At 61.4% G+C, this 20438-nt stretch carries 24 protein-coding genes; 13 read left to right on the top strand and 11 right to left on the bottom strand.

All coding sequences use genetic code 11. The features are described from left to right. Positions 1-157 precede the first annotated feature (157 nt). Entirely contained in the window at positions 158-727 is a 570-nt protein-coding gene (locus tag J7557_RS01595) for a TetR/AcrR family transcriptional regulator (RefSeq protein ID WP_291416678.1), read from the top strand. A 1-nt stretch (position 728) separates the two neighbouring features. Here J7557_RS01595 and J7557_RS01590 read toward each other — a convergent pair whose 3' ends face one another. Then, complete coding sequence (locus J7557_RS01590) at positions 729-1880, bottom strand: PQQ-dependent sugar dehydrogenase (protein ID WP_291416677.1); 1152 nt, start codon at positions 1878-1880, stop codon at positions 729-731. A 301-nt stretch (positions 1881-2181) separates the two neighbouring features. Between J7557_RS01590 and greA the strand changes: the two genes are divergently transcribed. The 6 genes from greA (at position 2182) to J7557_RS01560 (ending at position 8880) form a co-directional block, all read left to right on the top strand. Beyond that, complete coding sequence (greA, locus tag J7557_RS01585) at positions 2182-2655, top strand: transcription elongation factor GreA (RefSeq protein ID WP_291416675.1); 474 nt, start codon at positions 2182-2184, stop codon at positions 2653-2655. Between the two features lie 157 nt (positions 2656-2812). Further along, on the top strand, positions 2813-3763 hold the full coding sequence (gene trxB, locus J7557_RS01580) for a thioredoxin-disulfide reductase (protein WP_291416673.1): 951 nt from the start codon (positions 2813-2815) through the stop codon (positions 3761-3763). A 115-nt stretch (positions 3764-3878) separates the two neighbouring features. After that, positions 3879-4772 (top strand): LysR family transcriptional regulator, encoded by an 894-nt coding sequence (locus J7557_RS01575; RefSeq protein ID WP_291416671.1) that lies wholly within the window; start codon positions 3879-3881, stop codon positions 4770-4772. Between the two features lie 147 nt (positions 4773-4919). After that, positions 4920-5627, top strand: a complete 708-nt coding sequence (locus J7557_RS01570; protein WP_291416669.1) for an HAD family hydrolase — start codon at positions 4920-4922, stop codon at positions 5625-5627. Positions 5628-5654: 27 nt separating this feature from the next. Then, positions 5655-6137, top strand: coding sequence for a hypothetical protein (locus J7557_RS01565; protein WP_291416667.1), 483 nt, complete (start codon positions 5655-5657; stop codon positions 6135-6137). Between the two features lie 1624 nt (positions 6138-7761). Next, on the top strand, positions 7762-8880 hold the full coding sequence (locus J7557_RS01560) for a hypothetical protein (RefSeq protein ID WP_291416665.1): 1119 nt from the start codon (positions 7762-7764) through the stop codon (positions 8878-8880). A gap of 125 nt (positions 8881-9005) precedes the next feature. Here J7557_RS01560 and J7557_RS01555 read toward each other — a convergent pair whose 3' ends face one another. Further along, complete coding sequence (locus J7557_RS01555; RefSeq protein ID WP_291416663.1) at positions 9006-10208, bottom strand: pyridoxal phosphate-dependent aminotransferase; 1203 nt, start codon at positions 10206-10208, stop codon at positions 9006-9008. A gap of 44 nt (positions 10209-10252) precedes the next feature. Continuing rightward, positions 10253-11338, bottom strand: a complete 1086-nt coding sequence (locus tag J7557_RS01550; protein WP_367272870.1) for a LacI family DNA-binding transcriptional regulator — start codon at positions 11336-11338, stop codon at positions 10253-10255. Between the two features lie 149 nt (positions 11339-11487). Between J7557_RS01550 and J7557_RS01545 the strand changes: the two genes are divergently transcribed. Together J7557_RS01545 and J7557_RS01540 are read left to right on the top strand one after the other, a co-directional pair. Then, complete coding sequence (locus J7557_RS01545) at positions 11488-11691, top strand: hypothetical protein (protein ID WP_291416661.1); 204 nt, start codon at positions 11488-11490, stop codon at positions 11689-11691. A 138-nt stretch (positions 11692-11829) separates the two neighbouring features. Beyond that, complete coding sequence (locus tag J7557_RS01540; RefSeq protein WP_291416659.1) at positions 11830-12081, top strand: hypothetical protein; 252 nt, start codon at positions 11830-11832, stop codon at positions 12079-12081. An 83-nt stretch (positions 12082-12164) separates the two neighbouring features. Here J7557_RS01540 and J7557_RS01535 read toward each other — a convergent pair whose 3' ends face one another. Further along, positions 12165-12584, bottom strand: a complete 420-nt coding sequence (locus J7557_RS01535; protein ID WP_291416657.1) for a DUF4864 domain-containing protein — start codon at positions 12582-12584, stop codon at positions 12165-12167. Positions 12585-12832: 248 nt separating this feature from the next. On the opposite strand from J7557_RS01535, the gene J7557_RS01530 reads away from it, so the two are divergent. Next, positions 12833-13261, top strand: a complete 429-nt coding sequence (locus J7557_RS01530; protein ID WP_291416655.1) for a CBS domain-containing protein — start codon at positions 12833-12835, stop codon at positions 13259-13261. Positions 13262-13335: 74 nt separating this feature from the next. On the opposite strand, the gene J7557_RS01525 is transcribed toward J7557_RS01530, so the two are convergent. From J7557_RS01525 to J7557_RS01510, 4 genes are all read right to left on the bottom strand, one after another. After that, entirely contained in the window at positions 13336-13908 is a 573-nt protein-coding gene (locus tag J7557_RS01525) for an SH3 domain-containing protein (protein WP_291416653.1), read from the bottom strand. Between the two features lie 110 nt (positions 13909-14018). Then, on the bottom strand, positions 14019-14690 hold the full coding sequence (locus J7557_RS01520; protein WP_291416652.1) for an SH3 domain-containing protein: 672 nt from the start codon (positions 14688-14690) through the stop codon (positions 14019-14021). A gap of 231 nt (positions 14691-14921) precedes the next feature. Continuing rightward, positions 14922-15314 (bottom strand): acyl-CoA thioesterase, encoded by a 393-nt coding sequence (locus J7557_RS01515; RefSeq protein ID WP_291416650.1) that lies wholly within the window; start codon positions 15312-15314, stop codon positions 14922-14924. Beyond that, complete coding sequence (locus tag J7557_RS01510; protein WP_291416647.1) at positions 15311-15907, bottom strand: thymidine kinase; 597 nt, start codon at positions 15905-15907, stop codon at positions 15311-15313. The genes J7557_RS01515 and J7557_RS01510 overlap by 4 nt, the downstream gene beginning before the upstream one ends. Before the next feature lie 305 nt (positions 15908-16212). On the opposite strand from J7557_RS01510, the gene J7557_RS01505 reads away from it, so the two are divergent. Continuing rightward, positions 16213-16596, top strand: a complete 384-nt coding sequence (locus tag J7557_RS01505; RefSeq protein ID WP_291416645.1) for a hypothetical protein — start codon at positions 16213-16215, stop codon at positions 16594-16596. A gap of 3 nt (positions 16597-16599) precedes the next feature. Here the strand turns inward: J7557_RS01505 and J7557_RS01500 are convergent, their stop codons facing one another. The 3 genes from J7557_RS01500 to J7557_RS01490 form a co-directional block, all read right to left on the bottom strand. Then, positions 16600-17505, bottom strand: a complete 906-nt coding sequence (locus J7557_RS01500) for a DMT family transporter (RefSeq protein WP_291416643.1) — start codon at positions 17503-17505, stop codon at positions 16600-16602. Positions 17506-17615: 110 nt separating this feature from the next. Next, complete coding sequence (locus J7557_RS01495; protein ID WP_291416641.1) at positions 17616-18836, bottom strand: aminotransferase class V-fold PLP-dependent enzyme; 1221 nt, start codon at positions 18834-18836, stop codon at positions 17616-17618. Positions 18837-18983: 147 nt separating this feature from the next. After that, positions 18984-19586 carry a Spy/CpxP family protein refolding chaperone gene (locus J7557_RS01490; protein ID WP_291416640.1) on the bottom strand — a complete coding sequence of 201 codons (603 nt, stop codon included), beginning with the start codon at positions 19584-19586 and terminating at the stop codon, positions 18984-18986. A 168-nt stretch (positions 19587-19754) separates the two neighbouring features. Between J7557_RS01490 and J7557_RS01485 the strand changes: the two genes are divergently transcribed. Together J7557_RS01485 and J7557_RS01480 are read left to right on the top strand one after the other, a co-directional pair. Then, entirely contained in the window at positions 19755-19934 is a 180-nt protein-coding gene (locus J7557_RS01485) for a hypothetical protein (protein WP_291416638.1), read from the top strand. 103 nt (positions 19935-20037) lie between these two features. Further along, positions 20038-20436 (top strand): hypothetical protein, encoded by a 399-nt coding sequence (locus tag J7557_RS01480; RefSeq protein ID WP_291416636.1) that lies wholly within the window; start codon positions 20038-20040, stop codon positions 20434-20436. Positions 20437-20438: the final 2 nt, after the last annotated feature.

Here is a 20438-nt window from a genome sequence, read left to right as displayed (position 1 = left end):
CATCGTCACCACCGGGCTTGTCCGGTGGTCCATGCCGACTCGAGATGGATTGCCGGGGCAAGCCCGGTAATGACGAAAAAGGACAATAGCAAAGTAACTAGAACATCATTCTAGTTACACACTAGAACGCCATTCTAATTTCGTCTAGTCTCTTTGCATGAACGAGATTCCCGACCGCCGCCGCGCCATTCTCGATGCCGCCCTTATCTGCTTCCTGGAGCACGGCTATCGCGCCACCTCCATCGCGCAGATCCGCGAGAAAAGCGGCGCCAGCACTGGCAGCATCTATCATTTCTTTTCCGGCAAGGGCGCCATCGCCGAGGCCCTCTTCCGCCAGGCCATCGCAGGCTGGGCCGCCTTCGCCCCCGACCCATCCGCCTCCGCCGAGGCGCAAATCAAGGCCTCCGTCGCTGGCCTCGTCATCTGGGGTCTCGCCCATCCCGACCAGTCCCGCCTGCTCGATGAATTGCGAAATCTCGCGCCACTCGACGACGAGCTCGAAGGCCTCCGCGCCTTCCTCTCGTCCGGCCAAGACGGGGCAGCGGCCGCCTATGCGGGCATGCAATCGAGCGGCGACGTGCAGAATCTGCCCTTCCCCATCGCCCACGCGCTCATGCTCGGCCCTGCCTACAGTTACCTGCGCCGCGCCACGCCCGCACCGCCGGATGCGGCCCAGCGCATCGCCGCCATCTTCGCCGAGGCCGCCTGGCAGTCCGTAAAAGCGTGATCTACTTGCCCTCAGGTGCCACTCGGATCAACTGGCCATTGTCTGCATCGGTCAACAAATAGACGGCGCCGTCAGCGCCGACGCGCACATCGCGAATGCGCCCCAACTGCCCCTCGAACAGCCGCTCCTCGGCGACCACAGATTCACCCTCCATATCGAGCCGCACCAGCACCGCCCCGCTCAATCCCCCGAGCAGCAGGTCTCCCTCCCAGCCCGGCATCAGGCTCCCCTCATAAAAATCGAGCCCCGAGGGCGAGATGGACGGGTCCCAATAATGGATCGGCTGCTCCAGCCCCTCCTTCTCCGTCCCCTCGCCGATGGTGACACCGGAATAATCGACGCCATAGGTAATAATGGGCCAGCCGAAATTGTCGCCCGCCGTCGGCATATTGACCTCGTCGCCGCCGCGCGCCCCATGCTCCACCGTAAACAGCGTGCCGTCGCCCGGCCGAATGGCTGCCCCCTGCGGGTTACGATGGCCAATGCTCCAAAATTCCGGCGCCCAGCCTTCGGGCTTGGGATTGTCCTCCGGCACGCTGCCATCCGGCGCAATCCGCACGATCCCGCCCGCCAGATCCTCCGGATTCTGCGCCCGGTCCATGTCCCCCCGCTCGCCCAGCGTCACGAATAGGTTCCCGTCCGGCGCAATGGCGATGCGCGACCCGAAATGCCGCGTAGAATTGGTAAAATTGTTCATGCGGAAGATCACCTTCTGATCTTCCAGGCGCCCGCCACCGCCATTGGTCAGCACCAGTTTCGCCGCCATCACGGCCGTTCCCGTACCCCGCTGCAACCCGGCATCTTCGGCCGGCTCGGCATAGGTCAGATAAATCTGCCCGCTCGTCTCGAAATCCGGCGCCAGCGCAAGGTCGAGCAAACCGCCCTGCCCACGCGCTACGACATTGGGCACGCCCTCGACCACTCCGCTGACGACGCCACTCTCGATGAACACCAGCCGCCCGCTGCGCTCGGTCACCAGAAAGCGCCCATCCGGCAGAAACGCCAACGCCCAGGGATGATCGAGCCCTTCGGCCAAAACCGTCGCCCGCAGCGGACCCGCGCTGCTTTCCACAGTCTGCGCAATACCCGGCGCCACCATCGCCAGAACGAAACCCGAAACGAGAAACGGAAGAACTGGAAGAGATTGCCGCACGAAAACCTGCCTTTCCCTACTTTTGCTGACCACACCCTTGAACAGGCAGGAGAAGCGAATATCTCATTCCCAACACACCCGCTTGACCGCAACGCGTTGGGCGGGCAAGTTGGCTCCCGTCTCCCCCAAAACTTATCGTGAAGCGTGTGCCGAACGGCGTTTGGCGGGGAACACCATGCTGGATGGCATCCACAAGGATGCCCCCAAAACACAACCTATCATGGCGCGCGGCGGCCTTTCCGGGGGAAAGACCAAGGCGCGCCGGATTCATTTGCCTGAAGCCCATTGGAGGCAAGACGACATGGACAAGATCCCGATGACCGTACAGGGCCACAAGACCCTGACTGCCGAATTCGAGCACCGCACCGCCAATGAACGCCGTCGCATCATCGACGCCATTGCCGAAGCTCGTGCCCATGGTGATCTGTCTGAAAACGCTGAATATTCGGCCGCCAAGGAACAGCAGAGCCTGAACGAAGGCCGCATCAAGGAACTCGAGACCATTCTCGCGCTCGCCGACATCATCGATGTCTCCAAGCTCACCGGCTCTTCGGTCAAGTTCGGCGCCACCGTGACCTATCTCGATGAAGACACCGAAGAAGAGAAGACCTATCAGGTCGTGGGCGATCCGGAAGCCGACGCATCGGCTGGCCGCATCTCCATTTCCTCGCCGATTGCCCGCGCCATGATCGGCAAGTCCGAGGGCGATTCGTTCGAAGTCGCTGCTCCCGGCGGTGCGCGCAGCTACGAGATCATCAAGATCAAGTATATCTGACGCCTAAAATTTGGGCATAGGCCCAATATCCTGTGTCTTTCCGGCACAATCGCGGGCCCCGACAGGGGCCCGTTGTCATGAGTGCCTTGAAACCGATCCGCTTCGGCCCTTAATTAGGGTCCGAGGGAATTTTCCTTATTGTCGAAGAGGCGTCGCGATGCACGCGAAAGTCATCATCATTGGTTCCGGTCCGGCTGGCTACACGGCCGCCATCTATGCCGCACGCGCCATGCTCGAACCCGTGATGATTCAAGGCCTTCAGCCCGGTGGCCAGCTCACCATCACCACCGATGTCGAGAACTATCCCGGCTTTGCCGATGTGATCCAGGGCCCCTGGCTCATGGACCAGATGAAGGCCCAGGCCGAACATGTCGGCACCAAGATGGTCAACGACATCATCACCCATGTCGATTTCGACCGCCGTCCCTTTGTACTCACCGGCGACAGCGGCGATACCTACACGGCGGATTCGCTGATCATCGCCACCGGCGCCCAGGCCAAATGGCTTGGTCTGCCGTCCGAGCAGAAGTTCCAGGGCTTTGGCGTTTCCGCCTGCGCCACCTGCGATGGCTTCTTCTATCGCGGCAAGGAAGTGCTGGTGGTCGGCGGCGGCAACACGGCCGTCGAAGAAGCCCTCTTCCTCACCAATTTCGCCGAGAAGGTGATCGTGGTGCATCGCCGCGGGGAGTTCCGCGCCGAACGCATCCTGCAGCAGCGCCTCTTCAAACACCCCAAGGTCGAAGTGCGCTGGCACACCGAAGTCGTCGAAGTCGGCGGCTCCGCCATGCCACCCTCGGTCAACGCGGTAACCCTGAAAGACAATTCGACCGGCCGCACCTATGAGCAGAAGATCGACGGCGTCTTTGTCGCCATCGGCCACGCGCCGGCCACCTCGATCTTTTCGGGGAAGCTCGACATGAAGGCCGGCGGTTATTTGCAGGTCAAGCCCGGCACGACCGAAACCAATATTCCCGGCGTCTTCGCCGCGGGCGACGTCACCGACGATGTCTATCGCCAGGCCGTCACCGCGGCGGGCATGGGCTGCATGGCCGCGCTCGATGCCGAGCGCTATCTTGCCGAACACGAACTTGCCGAAGCGGCAGAATAGGCTGCGACTTTATGTTCTGTGAAAAGTGGAACATCGTCATAATGCCTGCCCGACTTTTCGCTAAGTCGGGCAGCGTTCGGCTGACTGGCTGACCACTAACGAGAAAGCGTCAAAAATGCTCGACTGGGACAAGCTCCGGATTTTCCATACCGCCGCAGAGTCGGGCAGTTTTACCCATGCCGCTGAAAAGCTCGGCATGAGCCAATCCGCCGTCAGCCGCCAGATTTCGGCGCTTGAAGACGACCTGGGCCTCAAACTTTTCATCCGCCACGCCCGCGGCCTGGTCCTCACCGAAGTGGGCGAACAGCTCTTCCGTACTGCGCACCGCATGCATTGGGAGTTGCAGCAGGTCGAAACGCAGATGTCCGAGAGCCAGGACGAACCCACTGGCCCGCTCATCGTCACAACCACCGTCGGCATCGGCTCGACCTGGCTATCCTCGCGGCTCGACGAGTTCCTGAAACTCTACCCACTGATCCAGCTCGAAATCCGCCTCAACGACTCCGAACTCGACCTCGCCATGCGCGAAGCCGACGTGGCTATCCGCCTGCATCGTCCGAACCAGTCGGAAATGATCCAGCGCAAGCTCTTCACCGTCCACAACCACTTCTATGCCAGCAACAACTACATCGATGAGCATGGCATGCCGAGGACGCTGGAAGACCTCGACAATCACCGCATCATCAGCTTCGGCGAACCCGTCCCCTCCTATCTCGGCGACATCAACTTCCTCGAACGCATGGGCCGCTCGGAATCGAGCCCCCGCCGCGCCGTCCTGAAGGTCAACGCCATCTATGGCATGATGCAGGCCTGCCGCGCCGGCATCGGCATCGCCATGCTCCCGGCTTATGTGACCGAAAAAGAAGACGGCCTCACCCAGGTCCTCGCCGAAGTCGAGCTCCCGGCCTACGAAGCCTATTTCGTCTATCCGCCGGCCCTCAAGAACTCCAAGCGCGTCGGCGTCTTCCGCGATTTCTTGGTTTCGAAGGCCCGCGAGTGGAGCTTCTAAGCCACGCACCACACCAGGTCGCCCCCCTCCACCGGCTGTCACCCCGGCGAAGGCCGGGGCCCAGCCTGAGATCTCAAGATGGGCCCCGGCCTTCGCCGGGGTGACATCGAACATGTGGATGTTTGGCCCCAAACGGCGAGTCAGCAAATGCCCCGCATCACCACCATCGCCCTCGATGCCGATGACACGCTCTGGCAAAACGAGCAGTTCTTCCGCCTGACCGAGCAGCGCTTCACTGAGCTCCTCAAGGACTACACCGATGCGCCCGATCTCACCGACCGCCTGATCGCCTCGGTGACGAAAAACCTGCAATTCTACGGCTTCGGCATGAAGGGTTTTGCCCTATCCATGGTCGAAACCGCCTTGGAAGTTACCGATCACCGCGTCCCCGGCACCGTCATCGCCGAACTGCTCGCTGCCGGCCGCGAACTCCTCACCTACCCCATCGAGACCCTGCCCTATGTCGATCAGGCCCTCGAATCCCTGCAAAATCGCTACCGCCTGATACTGGTCACCAAGGGCGACATGTTCGATCAGGAACGCAAACTCGCCGCCTCCGGCCTTGCCGACTACTTTGCCGCCATCGAAATCGTCGGCGACAAAAACGCGCAAACCTACAGCCGCATCTTTGCCCGCCACACCGAAGGCGCCGAACACACCCTCATGGCCGGCAACTCCCTCCGCTCGGACATTCTCCCGCCGCTCGAAGCCGGCGCCTATGCTGTCTACGTCCCTCACGACCTCACCTGGTCCTATGAGCGCGCCGATGAGCCGGAAAACCACCCGCGCTATGCGCGAATCTCCCATCTCGGCGAGCTCGAATCGGCCATCGCGAGATTCGAAGCCACGGTGTAGCTTCCTGCCATAGCCAGGAGGACAGCCATGCGGACACTGCCGCTCACCCTTTTTCTCTGCCTAGCAGCAATACCGGCCCTCGCCGCCGGCCAGCCGAGCCCCGAACAGCTCGGGGAACTCTTCTGCAAGGCCAGCCTGTCGGACGACATGGGACTTGTCGAAAACGACCTCACACCCTTCCTGACCCTCGCCATCGCCGAGGCCGAAGCAAAGAATACCCAGATCCAGGCCAAGGCGCCCGATGAAAAACCACCGCTCGGCGATGGCCTGCCCTGGCGCAGTTGGCCCGATTTTGCCGATGGCTGCGCCATCGGTACGACCTATAGGACCGCCGACCGGGTCTTCGCGGACATCAACTACAGCTTTTCCGAATCCCCGGATGCCAATTACACCGATCAACTGGTGCTGATGCCCAGCGTCGAGGACCAGAATCTTTGGCAAATCGACGATGTCATCTTCGCCACCGGAATGACCATGCGCAGTTCTTTGGCATCTGCCTTCGGCCCATAGCCCATAAAATGGGCTGCGTCAGCCGGCCGCACCTTCTTCGCTTGGCATTGAAATCATTATATATTTTCACATGACATGCGCGAACCGCATATCTGACATGTCAGATACCTGGTTGGCGAATAAGCAGCGCGCCCATATATCGAGCACATCACAGCGCGAATGTTTCTCCTCCTCCCTTGCATCGCGCTGCGTTCCCTCCTACGGGCTTCGGCCCGACCCTCTAAGGCTTCGCTCTCCCCTCGGGCGAAGCCTTTTTCTTGTCCAAAAGCCTCTGGAAGACCCTGCCCGCCGAACCTTCCCCGGCCACGGCCGTTTGTGATTTTTTCATCACCCTTGCAAAAATGCATGGCTGACATGTCAGTACCGGGATTGCCGACTAACTTGGTAGAGTTCATATAGGTCGTGTCGCTGAGACGCGCTCCGAACTCCTCCTCCCTCGGACCCCGTATCGCGACACCGAGTTGCGGGTCTTCCTCCTCCCTGACCCAAGGCTCATGGCAGATGGCATATCCTCCTCCCTTGCCTCTGCCCCACTTTCGATTTGGCTTCGGCCCAGTCATCAGGCTCCAACTTCGGTTGGAGCCTCTTTTTTTGCCCAATGGCTGCGCGCCATCTGCCGCTTCAACGCGCACCAGTTTTCCCAAGATGAACGACGGCACCACGTTTCACGTACCGACGCCGTCCCCTCCCCCGATCGTCATCCTCGGGTCAGGCCCGAGGTTGACGGCGGAAGATAGCAATCAGCTTGCAGTCCGGTCGGTATCTGACTCTCGTCGCGCGCCACCGCCCTCCCCGGCGTCATTCCCGCGAAAGCGGGAACCTCCGTTCCAAACAGCGCATCGGTAATCACGAGGCGCCCCATGGCGATCTCCTGCCCCCTGACATTTCAACTCCTGCGTCTCCTCCCCCTTGTGGGGAGGGATCAAGGGTGGGGGTGCGCCGCCCCAGCTCGCCACAAACCCGTATTCGCACGGGCCAGCCACCAATCTACCCTTCCGCTCGCCCTCTTCCATACAAGCTGCTCAATTTTTGGACACATTGTCGCTGTGCCTAATGCATAGCTGGCATGTGGCGAAATGCATTGCTGACCAAAAGGTCAAAATCTATATTCACACCTGTCGATGCGACGCCGCTCCCTTTCCTCCTCCCTGGGACCCGCGACGCTCGGCACCGGGTTTTGATCGTATCCTCCTCCCTCGATCAGGGCCCACCCGGACTGACGCAAATCCTCCTCCCTTGCGTCGGGCCATACTTAGATTTGGCTTCGGCCCTATCAATCAGGCTCCAACTTCGGTTGGAGCCTCTTTTTTTGCCCATTCTGCAAATCTGCATGGCTGACCTTCCAATTGCGCGTTTGTGCGGCAGAGGCAGCCGCGCGATAGTGCCTTCGACGGCGGGCATACGTGGTACCCGCCCCTCCAAGGTCAGCGGCTCTGCCGTAGGCCCCTGGCCCCACCCATCCCCTCGGGTGGGGCCTTTTCTTTCCCTACACAATTGGCTTAGCACCAAATCTGCCCGGCAAATCTTGCCGATCAACCGATTTGACCACCGCCACGCCATTGAAAAACCTATAGAAATTCTCGGCACAACCCTTGCTTAACTATTTGCAGCAAGGAGAACCGCCATGGTCGCCGTAACCGCCACCTATTACTCTGGCTATTCAAGCACCACGTCGAGCCAGACTAGCGCTACGACAGCCAGCTCCGCCACGTCCGCAAAGACGTCGACGACGAGCACCTCAACCGCGGCAACGTCCATCACGCTTTCGGATGCAGCCAAGGCCGCCCTGGCCGAGAAGTCGTTCGCAGGCGTCATCGCCGACGCCCGCAGCAAGCTGACTAAACTGCTCGAAGACGCCGGCCGCAAATCGCCCTTGCAAAACGGCGAACTGGCGCTCGACCTGTCGAGCCTCGACTCGCGCGAAATCTACGCCATTGCCAGCGACAAGAGCTTCTCGGCCGACGAGAGCGAGGCCGCCATGCTCGAAATGCAGCGCCGCTTCGAAGCCGCCCTCGCCGGCCCGCATTCGATCGCGCAGGTCACAGGCAACTATACCGGCCTTTACAATGCCGCCGCCGCCTTCCTCGACGCCCTTGGCCCCGAGGAAAAGGCCAGCACCGACTGGAAGGCTTCGCGCGACGCGGTCACCGAAGGTCTCAAGCAATTGCAGACCGATCCCAAGAAGCTGCCCTCCGCCGGCGAGGACGATCCCGTCGCCACCTATATCAAGCTGGTGGAAACCCGCGGCACGCTCGATCAGTCCATGGCGACCCTTGCCACCAATGCCCGAGCCGCCCTCGACAAGCGCTACGAGGAAATTCACGCCACGGGCCGCATCCCGAGCTTCAAGCCGACCAGTCCGAGCTATGTCGACCTGTCTGGCCTCTCCAGCCGCTCCCTGTCAGCCATCGTGCTCGACAAGGAAGGCCAGTTCACCTCGCAGGAAGTCGCCGCGGCCAAATCCCAGCTCCGCACCAAGTCGAGCTCGGTGCTCATGGCCGGCCTTAAATCGGCCTCCCAGTCGAGCGATCCCACCGCCTTCAGCCAGAATGTGATCTCGGCCTTCTCGTCCCTCAGCGCCGAAGAACGCCAGGCCGCCGGCTGGTCCGACCAGCTCTACGAAGCCGCCGTCGCCAACTATTCGACGTCCAACAAGCTCCTGGAAATGTTCAACCAGCTCAGCGCCGGCAGCAGCTCCAGCAATTCCGGCTCCAGCTTCAGTTTTGCGAGCCTCTTGGGATAGCAGCGAAGAACCAGTCTCTCCATGGTCGTCATTGCCGGGCTTGTCCCGGCAATCCATCTCGCCTCCGCATGGACCACCGGGACAAGCCCGGTGGTGACGACGCACTTAGAGGCTGAAAGAATCCCTCAGCTGATCCCCGCACAAAACTGCTGGATCCGCTTCACCGCTTCTTCCAGTTCCGCATTGCTCGCTGCATAGCTCAGCCTGAAATGCCCCGGCAGGCCAAACGCCGTGCCATGCACCAGCGCCACACCGGTCTCCTCCAGCAGCGCCATGACGAAATCCTCGTCCGTATTCAGCACCTTGCCGCCAGCGCTGGTCTTGCCCAGCAGCCGCTTGCACGAGGGGAACACATAAAACGCCCCCTCCGGCGTCAGGCAATCGAGCCCGGTATTGGCATTGAGCCCCTTCACAACCAGATCACGGCGCTCCTGAAACACCTTGCGCCACTCGCCCAAAAATTCCTGCGGCCCATCGAGCGCCGCCACAGCGGCCCACTGGGAGATCGAGGTCGGGTTGGAGGTCGATTGCCCCTGCAGCTTGGTCATCGCCGCCAGCAGCGGCCGTGGCCCCGTGCAATAGCCAATGCGCCAACCGGTCATGGCATGCGACTTCGAAACGCCATTCATCGTCAGCGTCCGCGGCTGCAGCTTCGGTTCCACCTGCGCAATCGTCGCAAATGTGCCGCCGTCATAGACCAGCACTTCATAGATATCGTCGGTGAGAATGTGCACATGCTCATGGCGCAGCAGCACATCGGCCAACCCGCGCAATTCCTCAGCCGTATAGGCCGCACCGGTCGGATTGGACGGCGTATTGAGCAGCAGCCACTTGGTCTTGGGCGTGATCGCCGCCTCCAATGCTTCCGGCGACAGCTTGAACGCCGTCGAGGCATCGGCCACGGCAAAAACCGGATCAGCGCCACAGAGCCGCACGATTTCCGGATAGCTCACCCAATAGGGTACCGGAATGACAACCTCGTCGCCCGGATTGAGCGTCGCCATCAATGCGTTGAAAATGATCTGCTTGCCGCCAGACGACACAAAGCAGTCCGCCGCCGTCACATCGAGCCCATTATCGCGCTTGAACTTCCGCGCCACCGCTTCCTTCAGCTCGGGAATGCCATCGACATTGGTATAGCGCGTCTTGCCTTCGTCCATCGCCTTCTTGGCGGCATCACGAACATGGAGCGGGGTATCGAAATCCGGCTCGCCGGCGGAAAGGGCGATGATGTCCTTGCCCTCCTGCGCCATCACCCGCGCTTTCTGGCTGATCGCCACCGTCGCAGATGGTGCTACGCGTCCGAGCGCATCGGAAAGAAAAGCCATGCCCGCCTCCATTTAAACCGAGGCTGGTGTAGTCGAATCCGCCGTTATCGAAAAGTCATAACTCGCTCTTGGGGCGCCGGTCCCGTGCTCCCCCGCACCACCAGCGGCAATGGCAACACGGGCCAACCCTTGATCTCCTCGCCGGAGAGAATGGATGTCACTGCCCGCGCCGCAATTTCCTGATAGGGCTGCTGCACAGTCGTCAGCCCAGGCGTGGTCTCACCGCCCTCGGGCACGCCATCAAAACCGATCACAGACACATCTTCCGGCACGCGCCGTCCATTGGACTGTAGCCAGTCTATGGCAAAGAGCGCCACGCGGTCCGACATGGCCAGGATCGCCGTGGGTGTCTCTGCCGCTGCATAGAGCCGCTCCATGGCCGCCCAAACGGTTTGCCGCTCACCATCCGTATCGGCATAGGGCACATCCTCGGGCCCAATGCCCGCGCTGGCCAGGCCCGCCCAATACCCCTCGGCGCGGTCCCGCACAGTCAGATAGGGTGTCGCCATCACTTCATCGGGCGTCGCAAACCTGCCGTTCCAGATTTCGCCAATCCCCAAAATGGCAATCTTTTTATGACCAAGCCCGACCAGATGCAGCGCCGCCGCTTTGGCGCCGCCACGATTGTCGATCCCGACGCCCGGCGTATCCGCTACCCCCTCCTCCAGCCCCAGCGCCACAAACGGCAGCTCACGCTTCTCGGTCTGCCCGATCAGCGCCGGCCCCTCCTCCGCGCAGAGCAGGATCAACCCGTCGACCAATGCACTCTGGATATTCCAGGCCGGCCGCTCGCGGTTCACCGTCGACACGATCGACAGCCCCGCCCCATGCTTGTCGCACTCAGCCGAGATCGCGGCCATCATCGCCCGCGCCCATTGATCTTCGAAAAAATACGTCAGCGGTTCCGCCGTCGCGACGCCAATGGCGTTGACCTTCCCCGCCCGCAACAGCCGCCCCGTCAGGCTCGGCCCGGCATAGCCCAGTTCCCTGGCCGCCGCTTCCACGCGCTCACGCACTTCCGGCCGCACGATGTCGGGCCGGTTGAATACGTTCGACGCCGTGCCCTGCGACACGCCCGCCGCGCGCGCCACGTCCCGAAGGCGAACCGGATTGTCTTGAGTCATGAACATTCTCCGCCCTCCTCGCTATCACAGTTTTTGTATCGGTTCAATTTTCGCTTGACCACGACACGCGAAAGGCGCACATTTGAACCGGTTCAAGAAGCAGTCTATCCGAAAATTGAACCGATTCAACAATTTGGCACGAAAGGGACTAAGCCATGATTCCCGCCAGCTATCTCTATAAGGACCTCTATCGCCAGACCTGGCTCGATCCAGACATCGAAAACGCCAGGGACCGCCGGTCGACGCACGGCGGCGGCCACCCCATCCGCAACCTATTTGCGACGCTTTTCGCCCATGTTCCGGCCCGGCTGCGCCGCCCTGCCCTTGCCCCAACCGCGCTCGCTTCGGATCATTGCTGAGGCAGATAATCCGTCACATTTCTGTATCGCGTCACAGTCAGACCCCATTTGCATGGTTCTCTCCCTCATCCATAACGATGAGACGCCTATCCCATGCCTCTATTCTTGTCTCGCGGGCGGAAAGGCCTGAAAGTAAAGATGGCCGTGGCCGCTGGCTTCGCCTCTGCACTGGCCCTTGCCGGAGCATTCCTCGCGGGTGTTACGCCTTCCCTCGCCGCCGATCTGGCTACGCAGCCAGATGCCCAGGTGGCCATCTTCATGGTCCCGCTCACAATTCTGATCACGACCATGCTGTTTGAAGTCGGACGCTTCGTCTGGCGCAACCGCATTCCTGCTTCGACGCCGGCCCGCCAGCGTCGCACCGATTGGTCAGTGACAAAAACGCGCTGATCAATACCGCGGCATGAAGCCCTCCATGCCGTCTACTCTTCTCCAAAGTCCTTTGGCCGGCCTAGCGCCGGCCCTTTTTCTATCTATGCCCCGCGTCCAGGCACTTTGCGCAGCACGACGCCGAGCACCCGCCACCCTTGGCCCGGCTCGTCCATCAACTGATACACGGCCTCATAAAGATCCAGGTCCGGCCCTACCAGCTTGACCACCTGCAGTACCACGCCACTCTCGGTCTTTTCGTAAGTGCCAAAACTATGCGAGCGCGCTTCAACGATAGGCCCGTAACCGGACCGCTTCACATCGGCAAGGAACCGCTCGGGATCGGTATAAGCCTCCCGAAATGTCCCACTGGCGAGACCGAGCGCCGCTTCGGCGTCGCCACTATGCAGCGCCTCGATTTGCCCGGTGACCGTCGCCTGCCAGGGCGTCGCCTCCTGCGACACCGCTATGCCGCCACTACCCAGCAACAACGCCAGCGTTACAAAAAATCGAACCATGATCATGGCCTCCGCCCGGGTTCGCACCTGCCACCAATGTCATCGCTGAACGCCAGGAGACGCCGATCCCATGCAAATATCTACGTCTTTTGCGCGAAAAAGTTTCAAAGGCGCGATGGCACGTCCGGCAAGGCCTTGAGCTGGTCTTTTTCAGCCTTGCCGCTGAACCGCTTCGGGTCCACACTCCTTTTACCGATCGACTCTCAGCTCGTTCGGCTGACCGTCGATTGGTCCAACGCAAGGAGGACCTGACCATGATTGTCGACACCATCCTGCAACTCAAGGGCACGGCCGTTTACACCCTGCGCGACAGCGACACGCTGAGCGATGCCGTTGCCATGCTCAACAGCCACAATATCGGCGCCATCGTCATTGTCGGCATGGGCGAAAGCGTCATCGGCATCCTGTCCGAGCGCGACATCGTCCGGCAATTGGGCAACAACCCGTCCGCGGCCCTGGCCAAATCCATCGGCTCCGTCATGACGCGGACCGTCGTCACCTGCGACCGCACAACCGCCATTTCCGACGTCATGGAGCGCATGACCCACCGCCGCATCCGCCACATGCCTGTGGTCGACGGCGACCGCCTCACCGGCATCATTTCCATCGGCGACGTGGTCAAACTCAAGATCGAGGAAGTCGAGCACGAAGCCGAAGTGCTGCGCGAATATATCGCCAGCTAGTCCCTGCGCCCCTGCCTTCGCAAACAAAGATCCCCGCTTTCGCGGGGATCATGCAATCAGGGTTTTACGCCCGATCAGTAGACGCGGATCGAGGACAGGTTGCGCGACAGATACCGGTTCAACACCGGCTGGCTTTCGATGATGCGCTCGCAATAGGACTGGAAGCCGCGATCGCGACACGCCGCAGCCGACACGTTCCCGGTGATCTGGACCGACGAAAACCGGTTGTCGTGCCCATAGAGCTTGAGGTCGTTGAAGACCTGCCCCGGGCCCGCACAGAGCGAAGCACCTGTAAAATTGCGCCCCTCATAGAAGCACACCTGCCCCGGTCCGCCTTGCGGATAATCCGGCCGCACGAGGAACAGCGGCCCCTCTGGCCCTGCCCCAAAGCTCAACGCTTCAAGACTCGTCCAACCACGCCCGCCATCGCCATCGACGAGGCACCAGGTCACCTGGCAGCGGAGAATACGGATGGCGCTATCTTCAGCAATGGTACCGACCACATCATGCGCGGCCCCCGGCCCCTTGCGCAGCGTCAGGTCAACCTGCGCCCAGCCATGTGAGCCGACGTCGGAATGAGCGACAACCGGAGAAAACAGGGAAAGCCCGATACCGATGGCGAGAGCCAAGCTCTTCAAGCGCTTCATGGAAAGAGAATCCCCAGATGAAAATCAGCGGGACTTTATCTCGCCCCCTTGTCACGGCCAAGGGCAAGAAAAAGCGGCGCCGTACTTTTGTACAGCGCCGCCTTGACTAATTAGCGAATGCGAACCGAAGCGATATAGTCGTCAAAATCATTGAGCGAGCTGGCGCTGGTCGTGTAGGTGCGGCAGCTGCGATAATTCGGCTCGGAGCAGACCTGCACTGAATAACCGCCCTGATTGTCGATCGAGGAAATCCGGTCGGTCCAGTCGCGCAGGTCGCGCACGCTGTCGCCGGCGGCAAGACAGAAGCTCTGGCCACGGAAATTGCTGCGGTCGTAGAAACAGACTTCGTCATAAACCGGCTCCGGCACAGGCTGGATAACCGGGGGGCGCGGCGGACGCGGCGGCTGCTGCGGGTTACCGATACCGATATTCACGTTCGGACCATTCGGACCGAGATTGAAGCCGAAGGACAGTCCTGGCTGGGTCGGATTGACCGGCCGGCCACCGCTCGCGGCAAGATAGGTAGCCGAGACCCAGCCATCCGGACCGGGCTTGGCGATATAGCACCAGGAACCCTGGCACTGCTGCACGTCCACCTGCTGCCCACGGCGCACGGTGTCGACCACGGCATAATTGGTCCCCGGACCCGAGCGCACATTGACGTTGCTCGTGACGGTCCCCGGTGCGGCCTGCGCTGCCGGCAGGAACACGACGACTGCGGTTGTGGCAACGGCAACTGCGGTCGCGACATTGAGCAGGGTTTTGCGGGTATGGCGGTTCATGACTATTCCCTCTTCCACCACGTCCGGGGGTGACGCTTAAAACCCGGCGCGGAATTTCATTGCGATGCAGAAACGGGTCCGGCCTTCAAAGAGTTCCGGCCCCGAACGGATTCAAAAGCTTAGGAGACGGCGACCGGTAATGACGTGAAACTTCATAGCCCTGCCCCAGCACCAAAGCGCTTCACACGCCTTTTCGCTCGTCCAGCCTGAACGCAGTCTGAATGTATTGGCTCAGCCCTGCGGGATCACCCGCTTTTGGCCGTTATCGTCAAGAGAAACATAAACGAAGCGCCCCTCGGTAACCTTCTTGCGGTCGTCCAGTTCATGCCGCCGTACCCAGGCCTCGAGACCCACGGTGATCGAGGTCCGCCCGATCCGCTCGATGGTTGTATAGACGCAGAGCACATCGCCCACTTTTACCGGCGCGATGAACGTCATGGCTTCCACAGCCACCGTCACCACCCTGCCCTTGACCCGCTCGACAGCAGCGATGGCACCGGCAATGTCCATCTGGCTCATCACCCAGCCGCCAAAAATATCGCCCGCCGCATTGGTATCGGCCGGCATGGCCAGAGTGCGGATGGTCAGTTGACCCTGCGGTTCGCTCACGACAGTTTGCATCATTCTGGTCCTTTCACCGGCCAGCGGCCGACCGCCTCTTCCCAATGCTTGCGGCACAGCGAGAGATAGACGGATTTTTCGATCGACACCTGATCGCCATCGGTCAGCACGCGCCCATCCACGCTCTGCCGCACCACCATGGTCGCCTTGGCGCCGCAGGTACAGATCGTGCGAATTTCGCGCATCACATCGGCAATGGCCAGCAGTTCCATCGAACCGGGAAAGAGCTTGCCCTGAAAATCGGTGCGCAGCCCGAAGCACATCACCGGAATGCGCAACCGGTCGGATACGCGCGCCAGTTGCCACACCTGCTCGCGCTCCAGAAACTGGGCCTCGTCGACGAAGACGCAATCGACCTTGGACTCTTCGTGCTGGTCGCGGATCGACTGATAAAGATCGTCGCCCGCCGAATAGAGCTCCGCCGGTTCGCTGATCCCAATCCGCGACGAAATCAGACCGATTCCATCCTCGACATAGAGCGCCGAGGTATAGAGCAGCGGCCGCATGCCACGCTCGCGATAGTTATAGGCAGCCTGCAGCAGCAAGGTGGACTTGCCGGCATTCATAGCGGCATAGGAAAAATAGAGTTTGGCCATAGTCCGCCCCGAAAGCTTCGGCCCTTTCTCGCGCAGTGCGGCGATCGGAGCGAGACCTAATCTGGACGGTCCACAAAAAAGGGCCGCCCGAGGGGCGGCCAAGGCCTACGCGTTGAGGCAGAACGGCCTCGGGAAATGCGTCCGCTGGCCTGGGGGGCTGGTGCGAACGGCGCATCCGGCATGCATGGGCTGCCCCGGAGCATCAGCACCCTAGGCACCTTACATGACGTGCACATGAAAGCCGTTCAGCCAGCATTCAGGCTCGCAGAGCCATGCTTGGTCGACCGAGTAGAGAGTTTCAGCCCATGCGCTTCGCCCGCAGCCTCGCCTTTGCCCTCACCGCCCTGATCGCCACCCCCGCCCTCGCCTCTCCAGTCGGCACCTGGGAACTAGAGGGTAAGGACACCCGCTTCCAGCTCGAAATGTGCGGAGACGGCACCCAGCTTTGCGGCCTCCTCACCTGGCTCAGCGATGTGGACTATAACGAGCAGTACAAGCCCTATCTCAACCGCCCCATGGCCGATCACATGAACCAGTCGGGCCCCAACCGCTGGAAGGGCGACATAAAGCTCTTTGGCTACAACCTGTCCGGCACGCTGACCCAGAACAGCGAAAACCACATGACGCTGCACGGCTGCGCCCTGCTCGTCGTCTGCAAGACCTACCAGATGTATCGCTATGCCGAGTAAGGGCTAATTGGTCGCCCGCACTTCAGGCAGCCTCCGGCGCTCCAAAAGCGCCGGCACCGCTTCCACCATGACGATGGCCACGAACAGCAGCGCCGCCCCGGCATAGCCCACCACTGGCAATCGATCCCCCAGCACCACCGCTCCGCCCAGCGCCGCAAAGAGGCTCTCGGCCGACAAGATAATCGCCGCATTGGCCGGCGGCACATATTGCTGCCCCACGGCCTGCAGCGTGAAGCCGACGGCCGTCGAAAGCACGGCCGCATAAGCCAGTTGCACCCAGACATCCGAAATCTGCGCAACCGTCGGCGCCTCGACCGGCAGGGCAATGGCCAGCGCCACAGCCCCCGCCACGAGGAAACTGACCGCCGAAACGAAGATCGGCAGCCCCGTCTCCTTGGCCAGATGCCCCAGCGTCAGCACATGCATAGCCCAGAACACCGCGCTGCCCACGATCAGCCAGTCGCCACTATTGAAGCTCGATAGCCCGCCGCCATTGAGGAAATAGATCCCCACCAACGCCAGCGGCACGCCGACATAGACAATCGGATGCGGCCGCACGCGAAACGCAAAATAGCCGATCAGCGGCACGAAGAAGACATAGAGCCCGGTCAGAAACCCGCCATTGGTCGCCGTCGTCGTCGCGAGCCCCGCCTGCTGCAGCCACGATCCCATGAAAAAGGCAAAGCACAACACGCCCACCAGCAGCCATTGCGCGCGCGACAATTCCACCTTGCGCCGCCGCCATTCATTGATCGCCAGCGGCAAAACCAGCAGCCCGCCAATAATATACCGCACCCCGGCAAAACTCAGCGGCCCAATCGACCCCATGGCCGACTTCTGCGCCACAAAGGCAAAACCCCAAAACATTGTGCAAAGCAGCAAAAGCAAGGCTGCGAGTGGACGTGACATTCTTTTGTTTCTCGTTGACGGTTTCGGGCAGGCTGCTCCCCCACCCCCGATGTCATCCCCGCGAAAGCGGGGACCTCTGTTTGGCGGCGCGGAGAGAGATGAATCACCCTCTAAAGTTCTGCATCCAAAGCCTTGATGAGACTCTGGATTTCCTCCGGGCTCGTGTAGTGCACGAACGACAGGCGCAGCACGCCATGCTGCGGATCGATCCCCAGCGCCTCCATCAATCGCCAGGCGTAAAAATTCCCGCCCGAAGCCATGATCCCGTGCTTGGCCAGCCGCTTCGCGACCTCCACACCCGGCTCGCGATGCCGCAGCGCAATCGTCGGCGCCCGCAATTCCGCATCGCCCGGACCCACCAGGTTCACATCATTGCGCCCATTGAGATAGTCGAGCAGCGGCCGCGCAAACGCGATTTCCTGCGCCCGCATCGCCTTGTGCGCCCGCCGAAACGGATTGCCCTCGCCCCCGGCAATCTCGGCCACCTGCTCCAGATAGTCCGCAATCCCCGCCGACGCCGCGATCTGCGCATGATCCGGACCAGCCGGCGTCAACCGATAGCGCGGCTTGGCGTCGTTGAAGAAGTGACCCTGGTTCGGCAACTGCATCGCCAGTTCCGGCCGAACGGCCATCACCCCCTGATGCGGCCCATAGGTTTTGTAGGCCGAGAACAGATAAATATCCGCGCCCAACTCAGCCAAGTCCGGCAGCCCATGCGGCGCATAGCTCACCCCATCCACCGCCAGCACCGCACCAACGGCATGCGCCCGCTTGGCAATCTCGGCAACCGGATTGATCTCACCCACCACATTGGAGCAATGCGGCGCCGCAACCAGCTTCACCTTCTCGTCGAGCACCGCATCGAGCGCCGACAACGCCAGCCGTCCGGTCTGTCCGTCGACGCCCCATTCGCGCACCTCGATGCCCTTCTGTGCCAACCGCCGCCACGAGCCCGAATTGGCCTCATGGTCCTGATTGGTAACGACAATGGCATCGCCCGGCTTCAACCAGCCACCAAAGGCATTGCCCAGCACATAGCTGTTGGCCGAGGACGACGGCCCGAAGTGGATCCAGTCCGCCGAAACACCAAGCGCCGCCGCAATCCGCTCATAGGCAAGGTTCATCGCCTCCCCCGCTTCTATCGAAGCCGGATAGACCCCATAGGGCTGCACCTTGGTCGCACGGTAATAGTGCTCCAGCCGATCGAGCACTGCCTTGGCGGTATAGGAACCGCCGGCATTCTCGAAAAACGCCTGGCCCTGCAGGCTCGGCTCGGCAAAAGCGGGGAAGAGTGCGCGAATACGCGCCGGGTCCAGAGGCAGATTGGTCATCATCGATCCGTCAAAGAGTGATCGATTGGTAGAGAAGCTGAAAATTAAAGCAAGCCCGGCCGTTGAGAGCCGGGCTTGTCGCGACGCAGGTCCGCGCCGCTGGCCGGCTCCCATATCCGAAGGAGACACGGGAGCCGGATTTATAGGTTAGCGGTTACCGCCACCAAAGCCGCGCGGCCCCTGACCGCCATGTTGGCCACGCGGACCATGTTCGCCCTGCGCCGGCATCAGCTCGGCCTTCTGTTCATCTGTCAGGCTGTCGAAAAATGCCGCAACGGACGGCTGCACCGCCTCAAGCGCTGCAACATGCGCCCTCTCGAAGGCAATCCGTGTTTCGAGCCGCTGCGCCACATCGGGCATTGCCGGCTGTTCGCCTTCCGCCGGCCGCGTCGGGCGGAGGCCCTCGGTCGCGGTCGCAAAATCTTCCGCTGCGGCCAGAGCCGAAGTTTTCAGCGTATCGAACAACGCCTGCTGGTCCGTGGTCAGGTCCAGACGATGGCTTAGACGCACCAGTGCAATCTCGATGCCCTCGCCACCACGCGAGAAATCGAAGAAGCCGCCGGCGCCGCCGTGCTGGCGCGGCCCACCGCCCTGCGGACGGAAAGCCTGATTGCCCGGCCCGACATCTTCCTGGGTCGTGGCAGCGTCGGGCGCCGGGGGAGCCGGCTGGGCCATGGCGGGAGCCACGGCGCTCAATCCGATTGCAGTCGCAACGACTGCCATGAGAGTTTTGATCGAGGTGGAGGTCATAGTGTTTTCCTTGCATGGGAAACCGGCAGAACCGGAACAACACGACCCTATCGATCGAAAACTCTTCACGAGATTGCGAGGGCATGAACTCTTGGCAAGGTCGGTAAGGTTGGTCGTGAACTGTGACAGCGCCGTCAGCGTTTTGCCACAGAGGCAAAGGAGGAGCCCATGAACAAACCCGTCACCCGCCCGGAAATCAGTTCTGCCACACGCCCCATGACCCGACGCGGCCCGGATGGCCGCGCCCATGAAACCGAGGAAATGGAACAACGCGCGACCGAGGCCCAAAAGGCTGACGACGACACCCCGCGCCGCGCCCCGGTCACCGTGGTTGGCAACCCCGACTGACAGACGCGTACCGCTGGAAAAAACATAACAAAAACGCTACAATTCCCTGTCGCTGGCGGAGGTTGAGGAGCCTTGTTCCGCCGGCTTTTCGGGGGAAATCATCATGCCTGCAATTTCGCATCTCTTCTTTCGTGCCGGAATTCTCTTTCTGGTCGTCGGCATCGGTCTGGGCCTTGCCATGTCGATCAGCCAGAACCACGACGTTATCGGCGCCCACGCCCATATCAACCTGCTCGGCTGGGTGACGTCCGCGATCTTCGGCGGCTATTACGCGCTCAATCCCGCCAAGTCCCAGGGTCTGCTGCCCCGCGTTCATTTCTGGATCTACACGTCAGGCGTCGCGCTCATGAGCGTCTCGCTCTATCTGCTGCTCAAGGGCAATACCGGCATGGAGCCATTGGTCGCCATCGGCTCGCTGCTGACCGCCGCCGGCGTGCTCATCGCCGCCTATATCTTCTTCATGCCTGCCGGCGTCCCGGCCCGCATGCAGGCTGCAGAATAAAC

This window comes from Devosia sp. (assembly GCF_017744655.1).
Lineage (GTDB): Bacteria > Pseudomonadota > Alphaproteobacteria > Rhizobiales > Devosiaceae > Devosia.
The sequence above is the reverse complement of the archived record's forward strand: the minus strand, read 5'-3'. Positions and strand labels throughout refer to the sequence as shown.

What these genes read in the sequence shown, in the direction of transcription:
- J7557_RS01595 (WP_291416678.1), top strand. Translation starts at nt 158, where the DNA reads ATGAACGAGATTCCCGACCGCCGCCGCGCCATTCTCGATGCCGCCCTT.
- greA (WP_291416675.1), top strand. Translation starts at nt 2,182, where the DNA reads ATGGACAAGATCCCGATGACCGTACAGGGCCACAAGACCCTGACTGCC.
- trxB (WP_291416673.1), top strand. Translation starts at nt 2,813, where the DNA reads ATGCACGCGAAAGTCATCATCATTGGTTCCGGTCCGGCTGGCTACACG.
- J7557_RS01575 (WP_291416671.1), top strand. Translation starts at nt 3,879, where the DNA reads ATGCTCGACTGGGACAAGCTCCGGATTTTCCATACCGCCGCAGAGTCG.
- J7557_RS01570 (WP_291416669.1), top strand. Translation starts at nt 4,920, where the DNA reads ATGCCCCGCATCACCACCATCGCCCTCGATGCCGATGACACGCTCTGG.
- J7557_RS01565 (WP_291416667.1), top strand. Translation starts at nt 5,655, where the DNA reads ATGCGGACACTGCCGCTCACCCTTTTTCTCTGCCTAGCAGCAATACCG.
- J7557_RS01560 (WP_291416665.1), top strand. Translation starts at nt 7,762, where the DNA reads ATGGTCGCCGTAACCGCCACCTATTACTCTGGCTATTCAAGCACCACG.
- J7557_RS01555 (WP_291416663.1), bottom strand. Translation starts at nt 10,208, where the DNA reads ATGGCTTTTCTTTCCGATGCGCTCGGACGCGTAGCACCATCTGCGACG.
- J7557_RS01550 (WP_367272870.1), bottom strand. Translation starts at nt 11,338, where the DNA reads ATGTTCATGACTCAAGACAATCCGGTTCGCCTTCGGGACGTGGCGCGC.
- J7557_RS01545 (WP_291416661.1), top strand. Translation starts at nt 11,488, where the DNA reads ATGATTCCCGCCAGCTATCTCTATAAGGACCTCTATCGCCAGACCTGG.
- J7557_RS01540 (WP_291416659.1), top strand. Translation starts at nt 11,830, where the DNA reads ATGGCCGTGGCCGCTGGCTTCGCCTCTGCACTGGCCCTTGCCGGAGCA.
- J7557_RS01535 (WP_291416657.1), bottom strand. Translation starts at nt 12,584, where the DNA reads ATGATCATGGTTCGATTTTTTGTAACGCTGGCGTTGTTGCTGGGTAGT.
- J7557_RS01530 (WP_291416655.1), top strand. Translation starts at nt 12,833, where the DNA reads ATGATTGTCGACACCATCCTGCAACTCAAGGGCACGGCCGTTTACACC.
- J7557_RS01525 (WP_291416653.1), bottom strand. Translation starts at nt 13,908, where the DNA reads ATGAAGCGCTTGAAGAGCTTGGCTCTCGCCATCGGTATCGGGCTTTCC.
- J7557_RS01520 (WP_291416652.1), bottom strand. Translation starts at nt 14,690, where the DNA reads ATGAACCGCCATACCCGCAAAACCCTGCTCAATGTCGCGACCGCAGTT.
- J7557_RS01515 (WP_291416650.1), bottom strand. Translation starts at nt 15,314, where the DNA reads ATGATGCAAACTGTCGTGAGCGAACCGCAGGGTCAACTGACCATCCGC.
- J7557_RS01510 (WP_291416647.1), bottom strand. Translation starts at nt 15,907, where the DNA reads ATGGCCAAACTCTATTTTTCCTATGCCGCTATGAATGCCGGCAAGTCC.
- J7557_RS01505 (WP_291416645.1), top strand. Translation starts at nt 16,213, where the DNA reads ATGCGCTTCGCCCGCAGCCTCGCCTTTGCCCTCACCGCCCTGATCGCC.
- J7557_RS01500 (WP_291416643.1), bottom strand. Translation starts at nt 17,505, where the DNA reads ATGTCACGTCCACTCGCAGCCTTGCTTTTGCTGCTTTGCACAATGTTT.
- J7557_RS01495 (WP_291416641.1), bottom strand. Translation starts at nt 18,836, where the DNA reads ATGACCAATCTGCCTCTGGACCCGGCGCGTATTCGCGCACTCTTCCCC.
- J7557_RS01490 (WP_291416640.1), bottom strand. Translation starts at nt 19,586, where the DNA reads ATGACCTCCACCTCGATCAAAACTCTCATGGCAGTCGTTGCGACTGCA.
- J7557_RS01485 (WP_291416638.1), top strand. Translation starts at nt 19,755, where the DNA reads ATGAACAAACCCGTCACCCGCCCGGAAATCAGTTCTGCCACACGCCCC.
- J7557_RS01480 (WP_291416636.1), top strand. Translation starts at nt 20,038, where the DNA reads ATGCCTGCAATTTCGCATCTCTTCTTTCGTGCCGGAATTCTCTTTCTG.